The organism is Heyndrickxia coagulans DSM 1 = ATCC 7050, from assembly GCF_000290615.1.
Classification (GTDB): Bacteria; Bacillota; Bacilli; order Bacillales; family Bacillaceae_C; genus Weizmannia; species Weizmannia coagulans.
The window spans coordinates 1-17,019 of the sequence record NZ_ALAS01000013.1 but is presented as its reverse complement, the minus strand read 5'-3'; the positions used below and the strand labels follow the sequence as shown (position 1 = coordinate 17,019).

The 17,019-nt window shown below is 48.0% G+C and carries 12 protein-coding genes and 1 pseudogene; 6 read left to right on the top strand and 7 right to left on the bottom strand.

Going from position 1 to position 17,019, the window contains the following annotated elements; all coding sequences use genetic code 11:
- Positions 1 to 75: 75 nt before the first annotated feature.
- On the top strand, positions 76 to 330 hold the full coding sequence (locus IC21_RS00600; protein ID WP_029142684.1) for a DUF4357 domain-containing protein: 255 nt from the start codon (positions 76 to 78) through the stop codon (positions 328 to 330).
- 202 nt (positions 331 to 532) lie between these two features.
- Here the strand turns inward: IC21_RS00600 and rlmD are convergent, their stop codons facing one another.
- Positions 533 to 1,927 (bottom strand): 23S rRNA (uracil(1939)-C(5))-methyltransferase RlmD, encoded by a 1,395-nt coding sequence (gene rlmD / locus IC21_RS00595; RefSeq protein ID WP_013858560.1) that lies wholly within the window; start codon positions 1,925 to 1,927, stop codon positions 533 to 535.
- 181 nt (positions 1,928 to 2,108) lie between these two features.
- The gene (locus tag IC21_RS00590; protein WP_026684656.1) at positions 2,109 to 2,435 is read right to left on the bottom strand and encodes an acyl carrier protein; all 327 of its coding nucleotides are present in this window, start codon (positions 2,433 to 2,435) and stop codon (positions 2,109 to 2,111) included.
- Positions 2,436 to 2,805: 370 nt separating this feature from the next.
- Here IC21_RS00590 and IC21_RS00585 point away from each other — a divergent pair, with 370 nt between their 5' ends.
- Both IC21_RS00585 and IC21_RS00580 read left to right on the top strand, forming a co-directional pair.
- A complete protein-coding gene (locus tag IC21_RS00585) occupies positions 2,806 to 4,998 on the top strand; it encodes an alpha-galactosidase (protein ID WP_026684657.1) in 2,193 nt (730 codons plus the stop codon).
- Between the two features lie 193 nt (positions 4,999 to 5,191).
- On the top strand, positions 5,192 to 5,812 hold the full coding sequence (locus tag IC21_RS00580; RefSeq protein WP_017553165.1) for an RraA family protein: 621 nt from the start codon (positions 5,192 to 5,194) through the stop codon (positions 5,810 to 5,812).
- A 219-nt stretch (positions 5,813 to 6,031) separates the two neighbouring features.
- On the opposite strand, the gene IC21_RS00575 is transcribed toward IC21_RS00580, so the two are convergent.
- Positions 6,032 to 7,210, bottom strand: a complete 1,179-nt coding sequence (locus IC21_RS00575; protein ID WP_017553166.1) for a pyridoxal phosphate-dependent aminotransferase — start codon at positions 7,208 to 7,210, stop codon at positions 6,032 to 6,034.
- A 149-nt stretch (positions 7,211 to 7,359) separates the two neighbouring features.
- Between IC21_RS00575 and IC21_RS00570 the strand changes: the two genes are divergently transcribed.
- A complete protein-coding gene (locus IC21_RS00570) occupies positions 7,360 to 7,983 on the top strand; it encodes a YhbD family protein (RefSeq protein WP_013858555.1) in 624 nt (207 codons plus the stop codon).
- Positions 7,984 to 8,916: 933 nt separating this feature from the next.
- On the opposite strand, the gene IC21_RS00560 is transcribed toward IC21_RS00570, so the two are convergent.
- Complete coding sequence (locus IC21_RS00560) at positions 8,917 to 10,311, bottom strand: MATE family efflux transporter (protein ID WP_029142686.1); 1,395 nt, start codon at positions 10,309 to 10,311, stop codon at positions 8,917 to 8,919.
- A 337-nt stretch (positions 10,312 to 10,648) separates the two neighbouring features.
- Between IC21_RS00560 and IC21_RS00555 the strand changes: the two genes are divergently transcribed.
- Both IC21_RS00555 and IC21_RS00550 read left to right on the top strand, forming a co-directional pair.
- A complete protein-coding gene (locus tag IC21_RS00555; protein WP_019722247.1) occupies positions 10,649 to 11,524 on the top strand; it encodes a 3-hydroxyacyl-CoA dehydrogenase in 876 nt (291 codons plus the stop codon).
- Positions 11,472 to 11,738 carry a hypothetical protein gene (locus IC21_RS00550; RefSeq protein ID WP_142236806.1) on the top strand — a complete coding sequence of 89 codons (267 nt, stop codon included), beginning with the start codon at positions 11,472 to 11,474 and terminating at the stop codon, positions 11,736 to 11,738. The genes IC21_RS00555 and IC21_RS00550 overlap by 53 nt, the downstream gene beginning before the upstream one ends.
- A gap of 33 nt (positions 11,739 to 11,771) precedes the next feature.
- Here the strand turns inward: IC21_RS00550 and IC21_RS00545 are convergent, their stop codons facing one another.
- From IC21_RS00545 to IC21_RS00535, 3 genes and pseudogenes are all read right to left on the bottom strand, one after another.
- Positions 11,772 to 15,293, bottom strand: coding sequence for a YhaN family protein (locus tag IC21_RS00545; protein WP_029142688.1), 3,522 nt, complete (start codon positions 15,291 to 15,293; stop codon positions 11,772 to 11,774).
- Positions 15,290 to 16,564: a metallophosphoesterase family protein gene (locus IC21_RS00540; RefSeq protein WP_029142689.1), complete on the bottom strand. Its 1,275-nt coding sequence runs from the start codon at positions 16,562 to 16,564 to the stop codon at positions 15,290 to 15,292. Before IC21_RS00540 ends, IC21_RS00545 begins: the two co-directional genes overlap by 4 nt.
- A 138-nt stretch (positions 16,565 to 16,702) precedes the next feature.
- Positions 16,703 to 16,879: pseudogene (locus IC21_RS00535) on the bottom strand (helix-turn-helix domain-containing protein); the annotation flags it as partial.
- Positions 16,880 to 17,019 lie beyond the last annotated feature (140 nt).

The window sequence follows — 17,019 nt, the reverse complement described above, 5'->3', positions numbered from 1 at the left end:
CCTCACGCTCTATTAGTCAGTATCTGTTTTTCAGATTCTGACCCACCTTAAAAATTTTAAATTTGTGTCTTGACGATGGGGTCCACCTTTGTCGTCTTACAAGGCAGTCGTATAGAAACTATAGATTCTGAGAGTATTCCACCTGGAATTAAAGAACGCAGACAAAAAGCCAAAATAGATGAAAATGGAATACTTCAAGAAAACATCTTACTTCGTAGCCCATCATATGCTGCTGCCTTTGTCATTGGCGGGCACGTAAATGGACTGGTAGAATGGAAAACGAAAGACGGGGTATCATTGAAAGAAATAGAAAACAGTGAAGAAAATTAAGCGGAAATTTACATCCATCCTGTCTCCTCAACCCTGTTAATATATCTAACCTATCAACTCAACCCTATCACTTTCAAGGCAGTTGATATGTTACCGCAAACAATAAAAATAAGGGTTTTCTGACATTATTTCTTCCGGCAAAGTAACCGTGAGAAAAACCTAATGTCTGGAAACCCTTTATTTATCAGTATTTTTAGTAGAGCTACTTCTCAACCCTTGACATCAATACCACGCACTCAACGTGCACCGTATGCGGAAACAAGTCCACCGGCTGGACGGCAGTCAGTTTGTAGCCAAACGGTTCGAGTTCTTTTATATCCGTTGCAAATGTGTCCGGGTTGCAGGAGACATAGACAATGCGCGCAGGTTTGGCCCGGCCGATTTTGCGCATGACTTTGCCGCCGGCGCCGGAACGCGGGGGATCGAGGAGCAGCAGTTCCGGGTTGCCGAAGCTTTCCAGCACTTCATCAATCCCTTTGCGCGCGTCTTTGGCAAGGAAATATGTGTTTGAAATGCCATTGTCTTTTGCATTCCGTTTGGCAGATTCAATCGAGGTTTCGACGATTTCAATGCCGGCAAGTTCCCCGACACGGTCCGCAAACGGCAGAGAAAATGTGCCGACGCCGCAGAACAGGTCAATCATTTTTTCTGTTTTCTCCGGCCGGCCCATTTCAAGCGCAAGATCGACGAGTTTCTGTGCCTGTACCGGGTTGGTTTGGAAAAATGTATCGAACCATATCCGGTAACGGTAACCGCCCATTTCATCGTAAATAAAATCACGTCCGGAGAGGACATGTGTTTTTTCCGCCTGTGTCCGGTCTGCCCAATCGGTATTTTCGAGCCAGAGCAGGCTTTTTACTTGCGGGAATTTGCCGGTGATCCGTTCTGCCAAATCGCGGGCCGCTTCAGCCAGCTCCCCGTCCGGCGCTTTTGTTGCAAACAGGGCGAGCATCATTTCCCCTGTTACAAAAGACTGGCGCACCATTAAGTGGCGTAAGAGGCCTTCGTGCGCATCTTTGTCATAGCCTTTTAAGCCATGTCCTTTTACCCATGCGGCCACTTCCATCGCGCCATCCACCATTTCTTTTCCGGCAATCAGGCAGGTTTCAAGCGGAATCACTTTCCGGAAATTCCCTTGCTCATGCAGGCCGAGCGATCCGTCCGGGGCAAATGTAAATTCCATTTTATTGCGGTAGTGCCAGGGATTGTCCATGCCGATCGTATCACGGACAAGCGCCGGGTCAAAGCCTTGTGCGGCAATGGCTTCTTTTACATGGGCAGTTTTTTGCTTTAACTGGCCCTCGTATGCCCAGTGCTGCCAGACACAGCCACCGCACCGGTCAAAGTGCGGGCACATTGGCGCCACCCTTTCCGGATGGGCTTCGAGAATTTCTTCCGGCAGTGCCTTTCTTCTTCTTTTTTCCGGCTGGTCCACGGTGACGCGCACTTTCTCCCCCGGAAGCGTACGCGGAATGGTCAGTTTTAATTTTTTCGCGTTGCCAAGTTCATTTTCACGCCAGACAACCGCCTGCCCGGAACCTTTTGCATCCAGGTCGCGGATTTCCGTTATCAATGATTCCCCTTGCAAAATGGCCAATCCAATCTCTCCTTCCAATGAAAAACGAATATCTCAACACATTTGATGTGTAAAGTTCTTATATTCAAAAAACGGGGCGTTTCACTGCCTTGTAATAGTATAATGGAAAAAAAGCGGTTTGCAAATGTGCATTGCGCACCGGCACCACCCCGTAAGCAAAAACAAGGCCCGTGTTCTCGGCTTATCCACGGGCCTTGTTTTGCTTTCTCATTTCCAGTATTCTCGGCAGTTTGATTGCCAGATGTTCACGGCATTTTCGCTGTTTTTCATATATATAATCTGTTGCTTTTTCAATGGAAACGAGCTTATTGATATCATCTTCCTCTATATCGAGATCAAATTCATCCGATAACTCCACAGCCAGCTCTGATAGATCAATCCAGTCCGCACCGAGATCATCGACAAAAAGGGTGTCGTCCTTTATTTCCGAAGGGTCATCATCGAAATCGTTCAACACAATGTCGCGCACTCTTTCCCGGATATTTTCTTTTGAAATGGTTTCCCGCATCATCATCAGCTCCATTGTGTAAATGTGAACAAAATATTTCTCAACTACTTTTAATAATAGCCATTTTACAACGCCAGCACAAGAATGCAATATCCCGGCGCTAACTTTTTTATGCCAAATTTTTCCTAGGAAAGGGCGCTGCATTTTTGGGATACGAATGTACCCGGACAGCTTCTCTACAAATCAAGTGACAAGGCCCGGTGCAAATACTAAAATGATATTAGTGTAAACGGATTCCGGCGGTAAAGCAGATGTGCCATTGCTTTATCCCATATGTATAATATTGAACAAAATCGGGATGCCCCGGCCATTCCAACTTCAGCAGCATAACTGAAAATGGCCTCTGCATTTTATTGAAGGAGGAAGATGGATGATTACATTTGATGAACAAACGAAAACTTTCCATTTGCAAAATGATGAAGTGAGTTACCTCTTACAAGTGGATGCATTCGGCTGCGTTGAACATCTGTATTGGGGAGCGCCGGTCAGGGCCTACCACGGGGGGCGCGCCTATCCCCGCATCGGCCGCAGTTTTTCCCCGAACCCGCCCGGTGCAAAAGACCGCAAATTTTCACTGGATACGGTGCTGCAGGAATTCCCGGGATACGGCAACGGCGATTTCCGTGAGCCGGCGCATGTTATCCGGCATGCGGACGGGTCAACGGTCACGGACTTCCGCTACCGGGCGTATGACATTTTAAAAGGCAAGCCGGCGCTTCCCGGGCTTCCCGCTACTTTTGCCAATCCAAATGAAGCCGAAACATTGAAAATCATGCTGGAAGACAAACTCACAGGCCTTCAATTAACGCTTTTATACACCATCTTTCGCGACTTGCCGGCGATTTCCCGCGCGGCTGTGCTAACAAACGGCGGAAACAAGCCTGTTCGGATTGAACGTTTGATGAGCCTGAATGTCGATTTCCCGGCCGGACGTTTTGAGCTGTTGCATCTCCCCGGCGCCCATAAACGCGAACGGCAAATCAAAAGAGAAACGGTAACGGACGGGATCAGGCGTGTAGACAGCAAACGCGGCGCCAGCAGCCACCAGGAAAATCCTTTTTTGGCGCTTGTCCGGCCTGAAACAACGGAATTCCAAGGTGAAGCATATGCGGTGAACCTCGTTTACAGCGGCAATTTTGCCGGAATTGTGCAGCAGGACCAGTTCGGCCAGGTGCGTCTCGGGATCGGGCTGAATGATTTCGGGTTCAGCTGGGCGTTGCAGCCGGGTGACACTTTTTATTCCCCTGAAGCAGTGATGGCATACAGCAGAGACGGGCTGAACGGGATGTCGCAAACGTTTCACACGCTCTACCGCCGCCATCTTTTGCGCGGCAAACATAAAGATGCGGAACGCCCGGTGTTGATCAACAACTGGGAAGCGACCTATTTCCGGTTTCATGATCAAAAATTGCTTGAACTCGCCGACGAGGCGCAAAAGCTCGGCATTGAGCTGTTTGTGCTGGATGACGGCTGGTTCGGCCACCGGGACAATGACCGCAGTTCTTTAGGGGACTGGTATGAATACGCCGGAAAAATCCGGATGGGGATCAAAAATCTGGCGGAAGAAATCCATAAACGCGGCTTGAAATTCGGGCTCTGGTTTGAACCGGAAATGGTTTCGCGGGACAGTGACCTTTTCCGTGAACATCCGGACTGGGCATTGCAAATTCCGGGCCGCGGGATTTCCGAAGGGCGCTCCCAATATGTGCTCGATTTTAGCCGCGGGGATGTGCGCGAAAATATTTTCCGGCAGATGACGGATATTCTGGATCATGTCCATGTCGATTATATCAAATGGGATATGAACCGCCATATGACAGAAGTCCATTCCGCCCTGCTGGAACCGGAAAACCAGGGAGAAACCGCCCACCGCTATATGCTCGGGCTGTATGACTTTTTAGAAAAGTTGACGTCGCGTTACCCTGACATTTTGTTTGAAAGCTGTTCCGGCGGCGGCGGGCGTTTTGATCCGGGCATGCTGTATTATATGCCGCAAACGTGGACGAGCGATAATACCGATGCGGCCGACCGGCTGAAAATCCAGTACGGCACAAGCCTCGCCTATCCGCCGGTTACTATGGGCGCGCATGTTTCGGCCGTTCCGAACCACCAAACCGGCCGGGTTACGCCGCTATCGACGCGCGGTGACGTGGCAATGGGCGGCAATTTCGGCTATGAGTTGGATTTGACAAAATGCACGGAAGATGAAAAAGCAGTGATCCGGGAGCAGATTGCATTTTACAAAGCACACCGTCAATTGTTCCAGTTTGGCCAGTTTTACCGCCTGATAAGCCCGTTTGAAGGCAACAGCGCCGCCTGGCAATTTGTCTCGCCGGACCGGAAACATACCATTGCCTATTTTTTCAACGTACTGTCTGAAGCAGCCGGCCCGGTGAAAATATTAAAACTGGCAGGCCTTGACCCGGACAAAAACTACCGGCATATTGAAACAGGCAACATTTACGGCGGCGACGAACTGATGAACATCGGGCTGTATTTGCCATTGTTTAACAAACAGGACTTTGCAAGCTACAAAGCAGAGTTTGAGGCGGTGTACGAGTAAAATACTCCCCCTCTTCCCAGGCAGAGGGCACTGAAAAACGGTGAGGCACTGTGAATGGCGGTGTCTTGCCGTTTTCTTTTTCCCCGCCTATTCATTTTTGTTATGAATGGGTATAACAATTTTTTATTTTCATTTTTTTCTCTATTTCAGTATAGTATACATAAAACGAGTCTTAAAGAAAGAGAGGTCAGCTATGGATGCATTAGTAGAAGCATTCCGTTCCATTCCTGCCACCTGCATATCAGATGCTATGGATGGTTTGAATAACTTGCACCCGCGGATTAAGCCATTGAAATCGTCCTATTTTCTCTGCGGCAAAGCTTTTACTGTTAAAATGCCGGTGGGTGACAATTTAGCCGTCTTAAAAGCCATTAGAAATGCACAACCTGGCGATGTTCTTGTAGTGGACGCAAAAGGAGACGAGTACAGAGCCATTGCCGGCGACTTTGTGGTCGGGATGGCAAAAACTTTGGGCATAAGCGGGATTGTTGTGGACGGCGTTATTCGTGATATAGATGGTGTTATAAAACTGAACTATCCTGTTTTTTGCAGGGGCACAACTGTGGCAGCCAGCGGAAAAAGCGGTGTTGGCGAAATAAACGTCCCCATTTCCTGCGGGGGAGTAGCCGTAAATCCCGGGGACATCATCGTGGGCGATGCGGACGGAGTGGTGGTGGTGCCGGCAGAAAAAGGAGAAAAAATATTGCACAAAGCACACGAAAAATTGAAGAAAGACCAGCTTAGGGAAGAATCCGTCTCCGGAAACAAAGAAGAGATCATCAAGTATTTAGACTCCATGATCTCAAAATCATAACCTGCCTCTCTCTATGCACGCCCGGTTTCCATTTGGGCTGTTGAACCGCATTCTGAAAAAATGCAGCTGCCATGCAAATAGATGCATGGCTTTGAGGTTAGGTCCACTTTATTTTGCGCGAAACATTGTTATTTTATTGCCGGCTGCAATCATCGGCTTGGCTCCAGTTTGAAAACTTTAGTCTGTTTTTACACGAAATACGGCGGACTGGCCAATGCTTCATGGTTGATATTCATTTGCCAGTTTCTTGAACGCTTCAAGCGACCGTTCCACTTTCTCTGTCGGGATGCAGTAGGCAATCCGGAAGTAGCCCGGAACGCCAAACGTGTCAGATGGAACGAGCAGCAAATCATATTCAAGTGCTTTTTTGCAAAATGCCACAGCGTCGTCTTCCAATGCTTTCGGGAACATGTAAAATGTGCCGCCGGGCTTTGTGATGGAAAACCCCATATCGGCCAAGGCATCGTACAAAATATTCATGTTGGTTTCATAGACTGAGAGATCCGCCGTGATGTCCAGCACTTCGGCAACAGCGAGCTGGATGATCGACGGCGGGCAGTTATGGCCGATGCCCCGTGAGATCTGGCCGCACATATTGACGATCAGTTCCGCATCCGGGCAGCCCGGGTTCACGGCCACGTATCCGATCCGCTCGCCTGGCAGCGACAGCGACTTGCTGAAAGAGTAGCACGTAATCGTGTATGGATGATATTTCGCAACGTACGGAGCCTCTACACCCTTGAACACAATTTCCCTGTACGGTTCATCTGTGATGATATAAATCTCATGCCCGAATTCCCGCTCTTTTTCCTGCAAAATCTGCGCCAATTCCCGGATCGTGGCTTCCGAATAGACAGCGCCTGAAGGATTGTTCGGCGTGTTGATTAAAACAGCTGCCGTTTTGGGCGAAATCATCCGGCGGAACGCGTCAAAATGAATTTGAAAATTTTCCGTATCAGCGGGAACGACTTTTAACACCGCGCCCGTTTGATTGACGTACGGCACGTATTCAGGAAAATACGGCGCAAACGTGAGCACTTCATCTCCTGGCACGGTTACCGCCCTTAACGCGTGTGCAATGGCGCCGGCTGCCCCTGTAGCCATAAAAATATGTTCTTTCCGGTATGGCAGGCCAAACCGCCGTTTTAAGGAATCCGCAATTTTTTCACGGACCGAATCAATCCCAAGGCTCGGGCTGTAGCCGTGCACCGCCGGGTTTTGCGCAAGTTCCACGAGTTTTTCGGTAAAAGCTTGCGGGACCGGCACGCTCGGATTGCCAAGGCTGTAGTCAAAAACATTTTCAGACCCGATTTCCTTCGCCCGTACTGCCCCGTATTCAGCAATCTCCCGGATGACCGATTTCTGGCCGAGCATCCTTTTGAATTCTTCCGCAATCATGTTTTTCTTCCTTTCTGAACATCTATCCTATGTATAGATATAACTATACCATATTTTGGCCCCGTTAAGATGAAATTTTCTAAATTTGCTTTCTTGTTTATATCGTAACAGTGTTGTGTTATATTAAAAGCGGAAAAGGAGTGGCAAAAATGGATGAAGATTTAATCTCCAAAAAAGATCTGCTCGAACAAACCGGCATCTCCTATGGGCAATTATACCGGTGGAAACGGAAAAACCTGATTCCGGAAGACTGGTTTATCCGCAAATCCACGTTTACCGGGCAGGAAACCTTTTTCCCCCGCGAACGCATTTTGGAGCGCATTGAAAAAATCCAGGCGATGAAAGAAAACCTTTCGCTTGATGAGCTTGCCGAAATGTTTGCACCGGGCGGCGGGCAACGGATCAGCAAGGCAGACATGCTGAAACGGGGCATTGTTTCCGATTTTGTACTCCATTTTTACATGGAACAAACGCAGGCGCAAGAACAGGCTTTTCCATTTGAAGAAGTGCTCGCCATTTTTTTATTGGAAAAACTTCTGCACGGCGGGGAGATTTCCCTTGAGGAAGGGAAAATGCTGGTGCGGCTCTTGCAGGATGCGGAAAAATCTTTTGCAACAGAAGGCACAAAGGTATGGCTGATCCGGAAGTTCGGCGTTTCCACCTGCTTTTTGACAAAAAAAGCGGAAGACATTTTATTTGATCGTGAAGCAAAAGTGATTGTCAACCTTGATCTGATGGAGTTATCGGCAGAATTAAAAGGAAAATGGCTATAGGAGGCGGGCAAAAGTGGGAAATCTTGTTATAAACGGAGTCGCATCCTCAAACGGCGGGACTTTTGGCGACGTCATCTTAAAAAACATTTCCAACCACGGATCACCCCTTTTGTCCCCCGGCAATCCTGTTCTTGAAACAGTATGCTTTCCAAATGAAAGGCAGTGCGATGAACGGGTCCTTCATCGCACTGCCTTTCGTTTGGTATTACAGGGGACCCAACCATGCCGCATCCTGTATACATTTTCACCTTCGGAGGGTACACTCCCCAATGTATGAATTGGGTTTTCAGCCTTTTCCCGGCTGCCGGAGTGTGATGTTATCAGGATGCCTGTCGTCGGCTCCGTTACAGATCCAAATCTTTGTTAAGATTTGCTTCTTTTAAAGCTTGTGCCTTAAAAGATCCGTTACTGATCCGGCTTTCCTTTGCCTTTCCATATTCTTATGCCTGGAAGTTCATTGACCTTTCATTTGACTGTTCAGCACTTTTTCTCATGAATGAATTGCTTTGCGGCCTTTTCCTTTTTGAAAACTTTCTTCGAAAACTTTCACCTTCGGAAACAGGTTCCCCAATTGCTTTCATTCATGTTACTCAAGTGCCTGGAGTTTCCATGATTCTTCAAATCACTTTTTCGGCAATCGTTTATGTTCCGGCAAAAGGTTTGCTTTTCAGCTGCCTGAACGGGCGGAGTACATTCGCCAATTCCTTTTTCGTGAACCGGTTGCGCTCACCGTTCCGGGCTTTTCGAAATATACGCGTGAAGACGGAACCAATCGGGATGGTTGAGTCTCCTGCAATCCCAAACTTTAAGGGCTTTCCTTCCTTACACTTGTAGTATAGCACGGGCATCCGGAAAAAGCTGTGTCGAAATTGTTAACGCTTTCAAATTTTGAAAATATAAAAGCAGTGCGGGCGACCGCACTACTTTCCGTCGTTAAACCAGTTTATGCGCATACCATTTGGCACCTTTGAAGCGGTTCATGAAAATGAGCCCGCGTACGCCCCATTCGGCAATCATCGCAACCCAGATGCCAGTGATGCCAAAACCGAATGTGATCCCTAAAATATAACCGAGTATGACCCGCAAAAGCCACATCGACAACAGCGAAGCCACCGATGTAAATGTTGAATCGCCTGCTGCCCGGAGCACGGCCGGCATAATAAAACTTTGCGGCCATAACAGCGGCTGCCCGACTGCAGAAATCAGGACAATCGTAAAGACCGTCGGAATAATCGATTCAGGCGGATTAAACAGCTTCATCATGACAGGGAAAAACGGCAAAAGAACCGCTGACGTTACGACATAAAGCAGCGAAGACATAACAATAAACGACTTTGCAAATTTCCGCGCGTCAACGATATTCCGCCGGCCCATGCATTGTCCGACAATCGTGACAATCGCAATGCTGAGCGCGTTCGGTCCAATCTGGAAGAGCAGCGTGATTGAACTTGCGATCGCATTTTCCGTCAGCGCCAATGTCCCAAGCTGCACAATAAATGTCTGCGTCAGCAGTTTCCCGCCGTTAAAAAAGATTTGTTCCGCCGCAAACGGGATCCCGATAAACATCACTTTCTTCAATAATGAAAAATCGAGGTGAAGCGCATTTTTTATTTTAAAACGAACCGACTCATTGTACTTCATGACATAAAAAATGGAAGCGATCATGCCGAAAATTCTTGCACATAAAATGGATGTCACAAGGCCGGCGACACCCATATGAAAAAAGGTAATAAACACAACATTGAGCACGGTGTTCGTTAAGTTCATAAACAGCGACAAACCGAGGCATGGCTTTGTATCCCCGACGCCGCGCAAACCGCCCAGTACCGCCTGGAAAATCGCAATAAAAGGATATGAGAGACAGCTACCAATCAAATAAATTCTCGCATTATGAAAAACGGCTGCATCTGCTTTCCCGAACAGTAAATTTAAGGTCGGCGTGTTGAATACAATCACAAACGCGGCAAGCACAACGGAAAAAATGGCAACGGCAGAAATGGCCTGTGTCGCTGTTTTTGATACCATTTCTTTATTGCCAATTCCTTTATACTGGGCAACAATCACCGTTCCACCGGTTGCAATTGCGATAAATACGTTGACAAGAAAAATATTCAATGAATCTACCATGTTCACGGCACTGACAGCACTGACGCCGGCAGAACTGATCATCGCCGTGTTGAGAAAACTCATTAAGATCAAAAACGCCTGGTCCACCAAAATCGGGATAATAATGCCAATAACTTCCCGGTAATCTATAGAATCCCCCGTTAAGTATCTGTTCAGGTAAAAAGTAGACTTCTGCTTGAGTTTGACAGCTTTGATTTCCATAAGACCTCTCTTCTTCATTTTGCGGGCTTTTTTGTCCGTTCTTTTTAATGCAACCCATATTATATCACCTTAATAAAAAGAGTAAAGCTTTTTCGCCTGGCGAAATTTACGATTTTGTGAATGGCAAATTACCCGGAAAACAAGCGCCAGCACGCCAAATTTACATATAAAATATACTTCCGTTTTTCCACAGGAAGAACAATAACTACTTTTACAGTGGGGGGAAAACGGCAAAATTTCTTTCATTTTATATGCATCTTTTATTTTGACGCTCTATTGATACGGTGATACGATGGATATGTAAGGGGTTACATAAAATGGGAAAGGAAGTATGGTTATGGACTTTCAAAATATCACAATAGCAGGGAGCGGTGTACTTGGGAGCCAAATCGCCTATCAAACAGCTTTTAAAGGCTTTCATGTATACGTTTATGATATTTCTGCCGAAGCAATTGAACAGGCGAAAGAAAGAATTTCCGGGTTGAAGGCACGCTACAGGAAAGATCTTGGTGCAACAGAACAAGAAGTGGACGCAGCCTATAATAGAATTTCTTTTTCTGATGATCTGGGACAAGCCGTAGCCAGTGCCGATCTGGTCATTGAGGCCATTCCGGAAGTGGTTTCCATTAAAACGGACTTTTACCAAAAACTTGGAAAATTGGCACCAAAAAAAACGGTCTTTGCAACGAACTCATCGACCCTGCTGCCAAGCCAGTTTGCTGAAGCTACCGGCCGCCCAGAAAAATTTCTGGCGCTCCATTTTGCCAATGAAATTTGGAAAAACAATACGGCAGAAGTCATGAAACATCCCGGCACAGATGAAAAAGTATTTCAAGATGTGATCGCGTTTGCAGAGGCAATCGGCATGGTGGCGCTGCCTTTGTACAAGGAACAGCCGGGCTATATTCTGAACTCATTGCTCGTACCGCTGTTGGAAGCAGCCCAAATGCTGCTGGTAAAAGGGATTGCCGATCCGGAAACGATTGACAAGACATGGCGCATTGCAACAGGCGCCCCGGCCGGGCCATTCCAGATTCTGGATGTGGTCGGCATCAAAACCGCCTACAATATCAGTTTGGCAAAAGCAGAAGCTACCGGCGATGAAATGTACAAAAAAATTGCAGACTTGCTGAAAACGGAATACATTGACAAAGGCAAACTTGGAAAAGAAACAGGAGAAGGCTTTTACAAATATCCTTCCGATGAATCCTGATGTGACAGAAGGGCCCGCACAAAGCGGGGCCTTTTTATTTTGCTCTGCTAAATGGGCAAAAGCCATGGACTTAGGCTCCAGCCAACATGCAAGAATGCGGAAAAAACTTAATTCAAAAGCCGCAGCCATGGATAGAAAAAAATCAGCCTATAGCTTACCTATCGATGGCAAACTTTGGGCAAACTTTGCAGAACTTGCTGAACGGGCCGGATAAAAAGCCAAAACAGATTCGTCCAGCAAACCCTGTTTAATGCACGGCAACTTTCTGCCCGTGGAAAGCCAAATATTGGACGGCTTCCGGCGGGGCGATTTCCTGCATCATGTCGACAAGGCGCTGATGATGCGTGAAAAAGATGATTTGCGTGCAGCTGGAAAGTTCAAGTAATATTTTTAATGTTTCTTTTGAACGTTCATCATCGAAATGGACGAGGATGTCATCGACAATGAACGGCAGCGGCTCGTTTTCAGCTGCGTATTTTTCAATGCTCGCAAGGCGGAGGGACAAATACAGCTGGTCGGTCGTCCCGTCGCTCATCCCGTTCAGCGGTACATTCTCCCCACCGCGCACGCCCATTAAAACAGGCTCGTCCTGCTCGTTGTAATCAACAGCCAATCCGTCGAAAGAATGGAGTGTCAGCCGCGCAAAAATGTCACCCGCGCGGTTTAAAATCGGATTCTGATTCTGGCTACGGTAAAATTCAATCCCTTTTTGTAGCAAAGCTGTAGCGAGTTTCAACTGGATATATTGCTCGGTCAAACTGGCGATTTGCGCATGCACGCTTTCCCTTTCCTGGCCGGCTTCAATTGCCGCCATGTTGGCGCCGCGGATCTGTTCTTCGTATTCTTTTTTGACCGCGCCATATTCCTGCTCCACCCGGGAACGCGAAGCTTCCAAACGGTCAAGTTCACGTCCAGTTTCCGCCAAATCGGCGTCTATCGAGTCTGCATCAAACCGGGCCGCCTCATCAAGCAGTTCCTGCAGTGATTTACCGGCACCCGCATCCAGCATATCCGCTTCGATTTGCCGGATTTCCTTTTCAAAACTTTTTTTCAGCAGGAATGCTGTTTCAATCTGCTTTAGTTCTTCGATTGTGCTGCAGCCTGCCTGTTGGAAAAGTTCTTTTAAAACCGCACCGGCTGCTTCCAGTGCTTCCGCTTCTTCTTTTCTCTCATTCTCCAAGTCTTCTGACTGGCGTTTGAGCTTTTTCAAAGCGGCATCGTCCTGTTTGGCATTTTGCAACAGCTGGTACATCCGGTTTACGGCAACAGCAGCATTTTCCCCGTCCAATGGAAGTTGGGCCGTTTCAAGGATCTGCTGTACTTTTTCTTCAAAGCGCGCCATTTTTTCAGTGACGGCTTGCTGTTCTTTTTCAGTCCGGTTGTATGCATCATAAATTTGCGTACAAGTTTCATAGCGGGCAAGCAGGGATTCAGCAACCGCCGGTGGCACCTCTTCCAATATTGCCGTGCCCGCTACAGCTGAAGACCAATTTGCCAGCCATTCTTCGCGTTTCTTCCCGATTTCCGCTCTCTCCGCTGCATTTTCTTCCCGCTTTTCTTTTAAATCGCGGATGGCCGTTTCAAGGCTGTCCTTCTTTGCGGCAAGGCTGCGGATTTGTTTCAGTTCGTTTTCTGCAAGGCTTACTAGTTCCGAAAGCGGCTGCCCTTCTGAAACGGCGGCAAATGTTTTCAGCACGGCAGAAAGCGCATTGCAACAGTCCGCACGACTCTCTTGGAGCGCGCGGATTTTTTCCTGCGCCTTCTCATAATCCTGCATCAAGCTTTTAATTTGCGCGTGTTTTTGCAGCCATTCCCGCATCTCTGCAGGGGTAAGCGGACGGATTTGCGCCGGCGCCCAAAGTTTTTCCCAGGCGGATTCCCACGCACGCAAAGCTTCTTCAAGCCCGGATTTTTCCTTTTCAAGCTGTTCTTTTTTCCCACGGAACTTTTGAATATCGGCTAAAAGTTTATTCTTCTCGCCGACTTTTTCCGCCTCCAGCCGCATGGTATCAGCAATCTGGTCAGCCTCGCGGACATGTTTCTCATAAACCGGCACGGCCGGCTCTCCCTTTGTATACGTTTCAGCCGTTTCATGCCAATGGCCGGTTTCAAGTTTGGTGCGGATCAACTGCCAGCCGGCATCCCTTAAGGCGCGGGCCGCCGACAGCTTTTCTTCGGACGGGATTTCAGCAATTGAATCAAGCCGGCGGATGCTTTCTTCTGAAGCTTCGATGTCCTCTTCCAACCGGAAAATCCGGCTTTGCACCAATTCCAGCTTCCGTGTCAATTGTTCCGCTTCTTTTTCAAATTTTTTCACCGTTTCTTCCAAACCGGGCACCGGAAGTTTGACAAGTTCTTCAGCCCCGCCATCCCATAACGGCAAAGCCCGGACGGCTTCTTCCACTTGCCGGTGTTTTTGCCGGCATTCCGCGGCCAGCTCGTGTATCGCCGCTTCCACGTCCCCTGCACGGTTCACCTGGTTCAGGGCAGCTTCAAGTTTTTCGGCATCCGGAGAATCAGGCAAGGCAGCCAATTCTTCCAGCTTCTTTGCCAGCTCTTTTTCCAGTTTTTCGCCTTCCCGTTTGCATGATGCATAAGCCTGGTCGAGCAACGGCTTCTGCCTGCACAGCTCGCGGATCATTTCTTTTTGGGCGGAAGGCAGCCGGTAATGTTCTATATTTTCAACTGCCGCACGGCCCGGGTCAATCTCCTTCATCACGGAGATCAATTGGGCTTGGAGCTGCTGTTTTTTCCCTTCCAGCTCAGGCAGCATTTTTTCATCGTCTTCGTACTGTTGCACTTGGCGGTAAAGGCCGGTAATCGCGGCAGCCTGTTCCAAAATGTGTTCCGGAATGCTGATTTCTTTCATTTCTGCTTCGGCGCGCGCCAGTTGTCGGGAAATTTTGTCCAAGTTTGCCCGGGAAGCGTTCCATTTGTTTTCCGTTTCTGCACGGACTTCGGCAATATTTTCCGGAAGATCCGGGACATCGCCGAGCGCTTCCAATTTTTGCAAAAGATTTTCCCGGTTTGCGATCTTCGGCAAAATCCATTTGACGCGCTGCAGCTGTTCTTTTTGGCTGCGCAGCGTTTTAATTTTTGCGGTGAGGCGGCCGAGTTCTTTTTCCAACTCCCGGTAACGCGCCTCAAAAGCTTTCCATGCCTGTACTTTCAGCTGCTGCTCATTGATTTTTTTCGAAAGTTCTTTTTCCCGCTTGAGCAGCTTATTTAATTCAGGGACGGAACCGGTTTTTTTGTACAGTGCGCCTGCCTGTTTGTCGAAGTTCTCGAGAACCCGGCGCAGCACATTGATGCCCGAAGCGGCTGTGAAAAAACTTTCCCCGGCATTGCCGCCGCTTTCCAAAAGGCTCTCGCCGCCTTCACGGAGACGGACATGGTCAAGGGCAAACATATTTAAAAACTGGGATTCAGGCATATGGTTTAAAAAAGCGGCGACCGTATTTTCCGGGACCGGGTTGCCGTCCGGGCCAAGTGCCGTATTCTTTTTCCCTTTTCTGCGGGTAAACTGCAGAGCTTCCCCTTTTGTGTTGCGCAAAAGCCCTTCAATTCTTAATTTCGTATTGCCATGGAGGAAAGCGTCGTTCGTTTTTTGCGGAAATCCATATAAAAAATGCGTAATCGAGCGGAGTGTTGTGCTTTTTCCGGCTTCATTCGGCCCGAACAGCAGATGGAAGTTTTTCTCCGGATCAAAGGAAAGCATCTGGTCTGTAAAATGCCCATAAGCAAGCAGGTTCAAATAATCAAATCTCATGCCTTTTCCGCCCCCGTTTCCGTTAAGGAGTAAAGAATGAAGTCTTCCACATCTTTTATCCGCTTTTTGATCAGGCCGGGGTTGGAAAAATCAAACCCGTCTTCCCCTTCTTTCAGTTCATGCGGAATGGCCTGGCGGATATCACTGAACTCATCCAGCAGCGCTTCAAGCATCTCTTCATTTTCGGCCGTGCTGCGGATAAATTTTAGCACCGTCCCGATTGGCGACTGTTCATCGGAAAAGGCATCGGCATCGTTCAGCCCTGTTGTCCTGATTTTTACTTTCTCCACCCAGATTTCGCCGAAACCCGTCTCAAGCGCAATGGAACGCAGCTGGTTCAAGAAGAGGTCTTTTTTTGCAACCAGTTCCCTGTGCATTTTTGTTGCGCCGGCCAATTCAAAACGGACCGCCAAGTAACGCCCGTCCGCTTCCGCATATGCCTTCTCAAGCGCGCTGCGGGCCGCGTCCATGAGCCCGTCCGCCGTTTCGATGCCGCCCATGTCAACCGGGCACAATTGCCACCGGAGCACATCAAGCGGGATGGATTCCATCTTTTCAATCGCACCGTCTTTTACTTCCACATAGGTACAGCCCTTTTCCCCCGTCTCGCGGATATGCCGCCCCTGGATATTTCCCGGGAACAAAATCGCCGGGTCATGGGGATGGAGCAATTCCCGCATATGGATATGGCCGAGCGCCCAGTAATCATACTGTTTCTCCATCATATCTTCTATTGTGCACGGCGCGTAATTTTCATGCCCTTCACGCCCCGTTGCGCTAGTATGTAAAATGCCGATATTGAAATAGCCTTCTTTTTTCGGCGGATAGTTTTTCACAAGATTTTCTTCCACTGCCCGTGATGCAAAACCCTGCCCGTGAATGGCAACACCAAGCGCATCAAGGGTAACCGTTTCCGGCGCTTTTACCGGAAATTCGTGCACATTGGCCGGCAGTTTCAGAGATTTTGTCATCAAATTAGCCGCATCATGGTTGCCGCGGATGAGGAAAACAGGAATGCCTTCTTTCTGCAGGCGGACCATCTGGCTTGTGAAAAAGAGGCCGGTATTATAATCTTTCCAATTGCCGTCATACAAATCGCCGGCAATAATGAGAAAATGGACTTGCCGTTCAATCGCCGTATCCACCAAATTTTTAAATGCTTCACGGGTTGCCCCGCGGATTTTTTCCACCGGTGCTCCCTCGTATTGCTCCAGGCCGGCCAAAGGGCTGTCCAAATGGATATCAGCCGCATGGATAAATGAAAAAGACAAGGCACTCCCTCCCGAATTTAAAAACGAGAACATTTATTTGCTATTTTTATTTTACATGGATGGGGAGGGAATGATCAAGAGAAAAACCGTTTTTCTGAAAAAAATTTATATTTTGGTAATGCTTTTTGCAGGCCGCTGCAGTTTAAAATAGGCTGCCATTTTGGGAAGAATCACAATGTCCGGGTAACTTTGCCCTGTTTCCCATTTGGATACAGAGGCTTTTGAAACGCCCATGTAATCTGCAAGCTGTTCCTGTGCAATGCCTTTTTCCTTTCGTTTGCGGATAATGCATTTGCCAATATTCAGTCCGTTCATCCTGTTCACCTCTTACCTCCATTGTATTTCCCCGTCCCACACCTGTCGATAGAGGTAATTGCGATGTTACAGACTCCTTGTAGCCCAAGGGTTTGAAAAAAGGATAAAAAAATTTTCCCCCTAAAAAGAGGGGGAAACAA

What these genes read in the sequence shown, in the direction of transcription:
- IC21_RS00600 (WP_029142684.1), top strand. Translation starts at nt 76, where the DNA reads ATGGGGTCCACCTTTGTCGTCTTACAAGGCAGTCGTATAGAAACTATA.
- IC21_RS00590 (WP_026684656.1), bottom strand. Translation starts at nt 2,435, where the DNA reads ATGCGGGAAACCATTTCAAAAGAAAATATCCGGGAAAGAGTGCGCGAC.
- IC21_RS00585 (WP_026684657.1), top strand. Translation starts at nt 2,806, where the DNA reads ATGATTACATTTGATGAACAAACGAAAACTTTCCATTTGCAAAATGAT.
- IC21_RS00580 (WP_017553165.1), top strand. Translation starts at nt 5,192, where the DNA reads ATGGATGCATTAGTAGAAGCATTCCGTTCCATTCCTGCCACCTGCATA.
- IC21_RS00575 (WP_017553166.1), bottom strand. Translation starts at nt 7,210, where the DNA reads ATGATTGCGGAAGAATTCAAAAGGATGCTCGGCCAGAAATCGGTCATC.
- IC21_RS00570 (WP_013858555.1), top strand. Translation starts at nt 7,360, where the DNA reads ATGGATGAAGATTTAATCTCCAAAAAAGATCTGCTCGAACAAACCGGC.
- IC21_RS00560 (WP_029142686.1), bottom strand. Translation starts at nt 10,311, where the DNA reads ATGGAAATCAAAGCTGTCAAACTCAAGCAGAAGTCTACTTTTTACCTG.
- IC21_RS00555 (WP_019722247.1), top strand. Translation starts at nt 10,649, where the DNA reads ATGGACTTTCAAAATATCACAATAGCAGGGAGCGGTGTACTTGGGAGC.
- IC21_RS00545 (WP_029142688.1), bottom strand. Translation starts at nt 15,293, where the DNA reads ATGAGATTTGATTATTTGAACCTGCTTGCTTATGGGCATTTTACAGAC.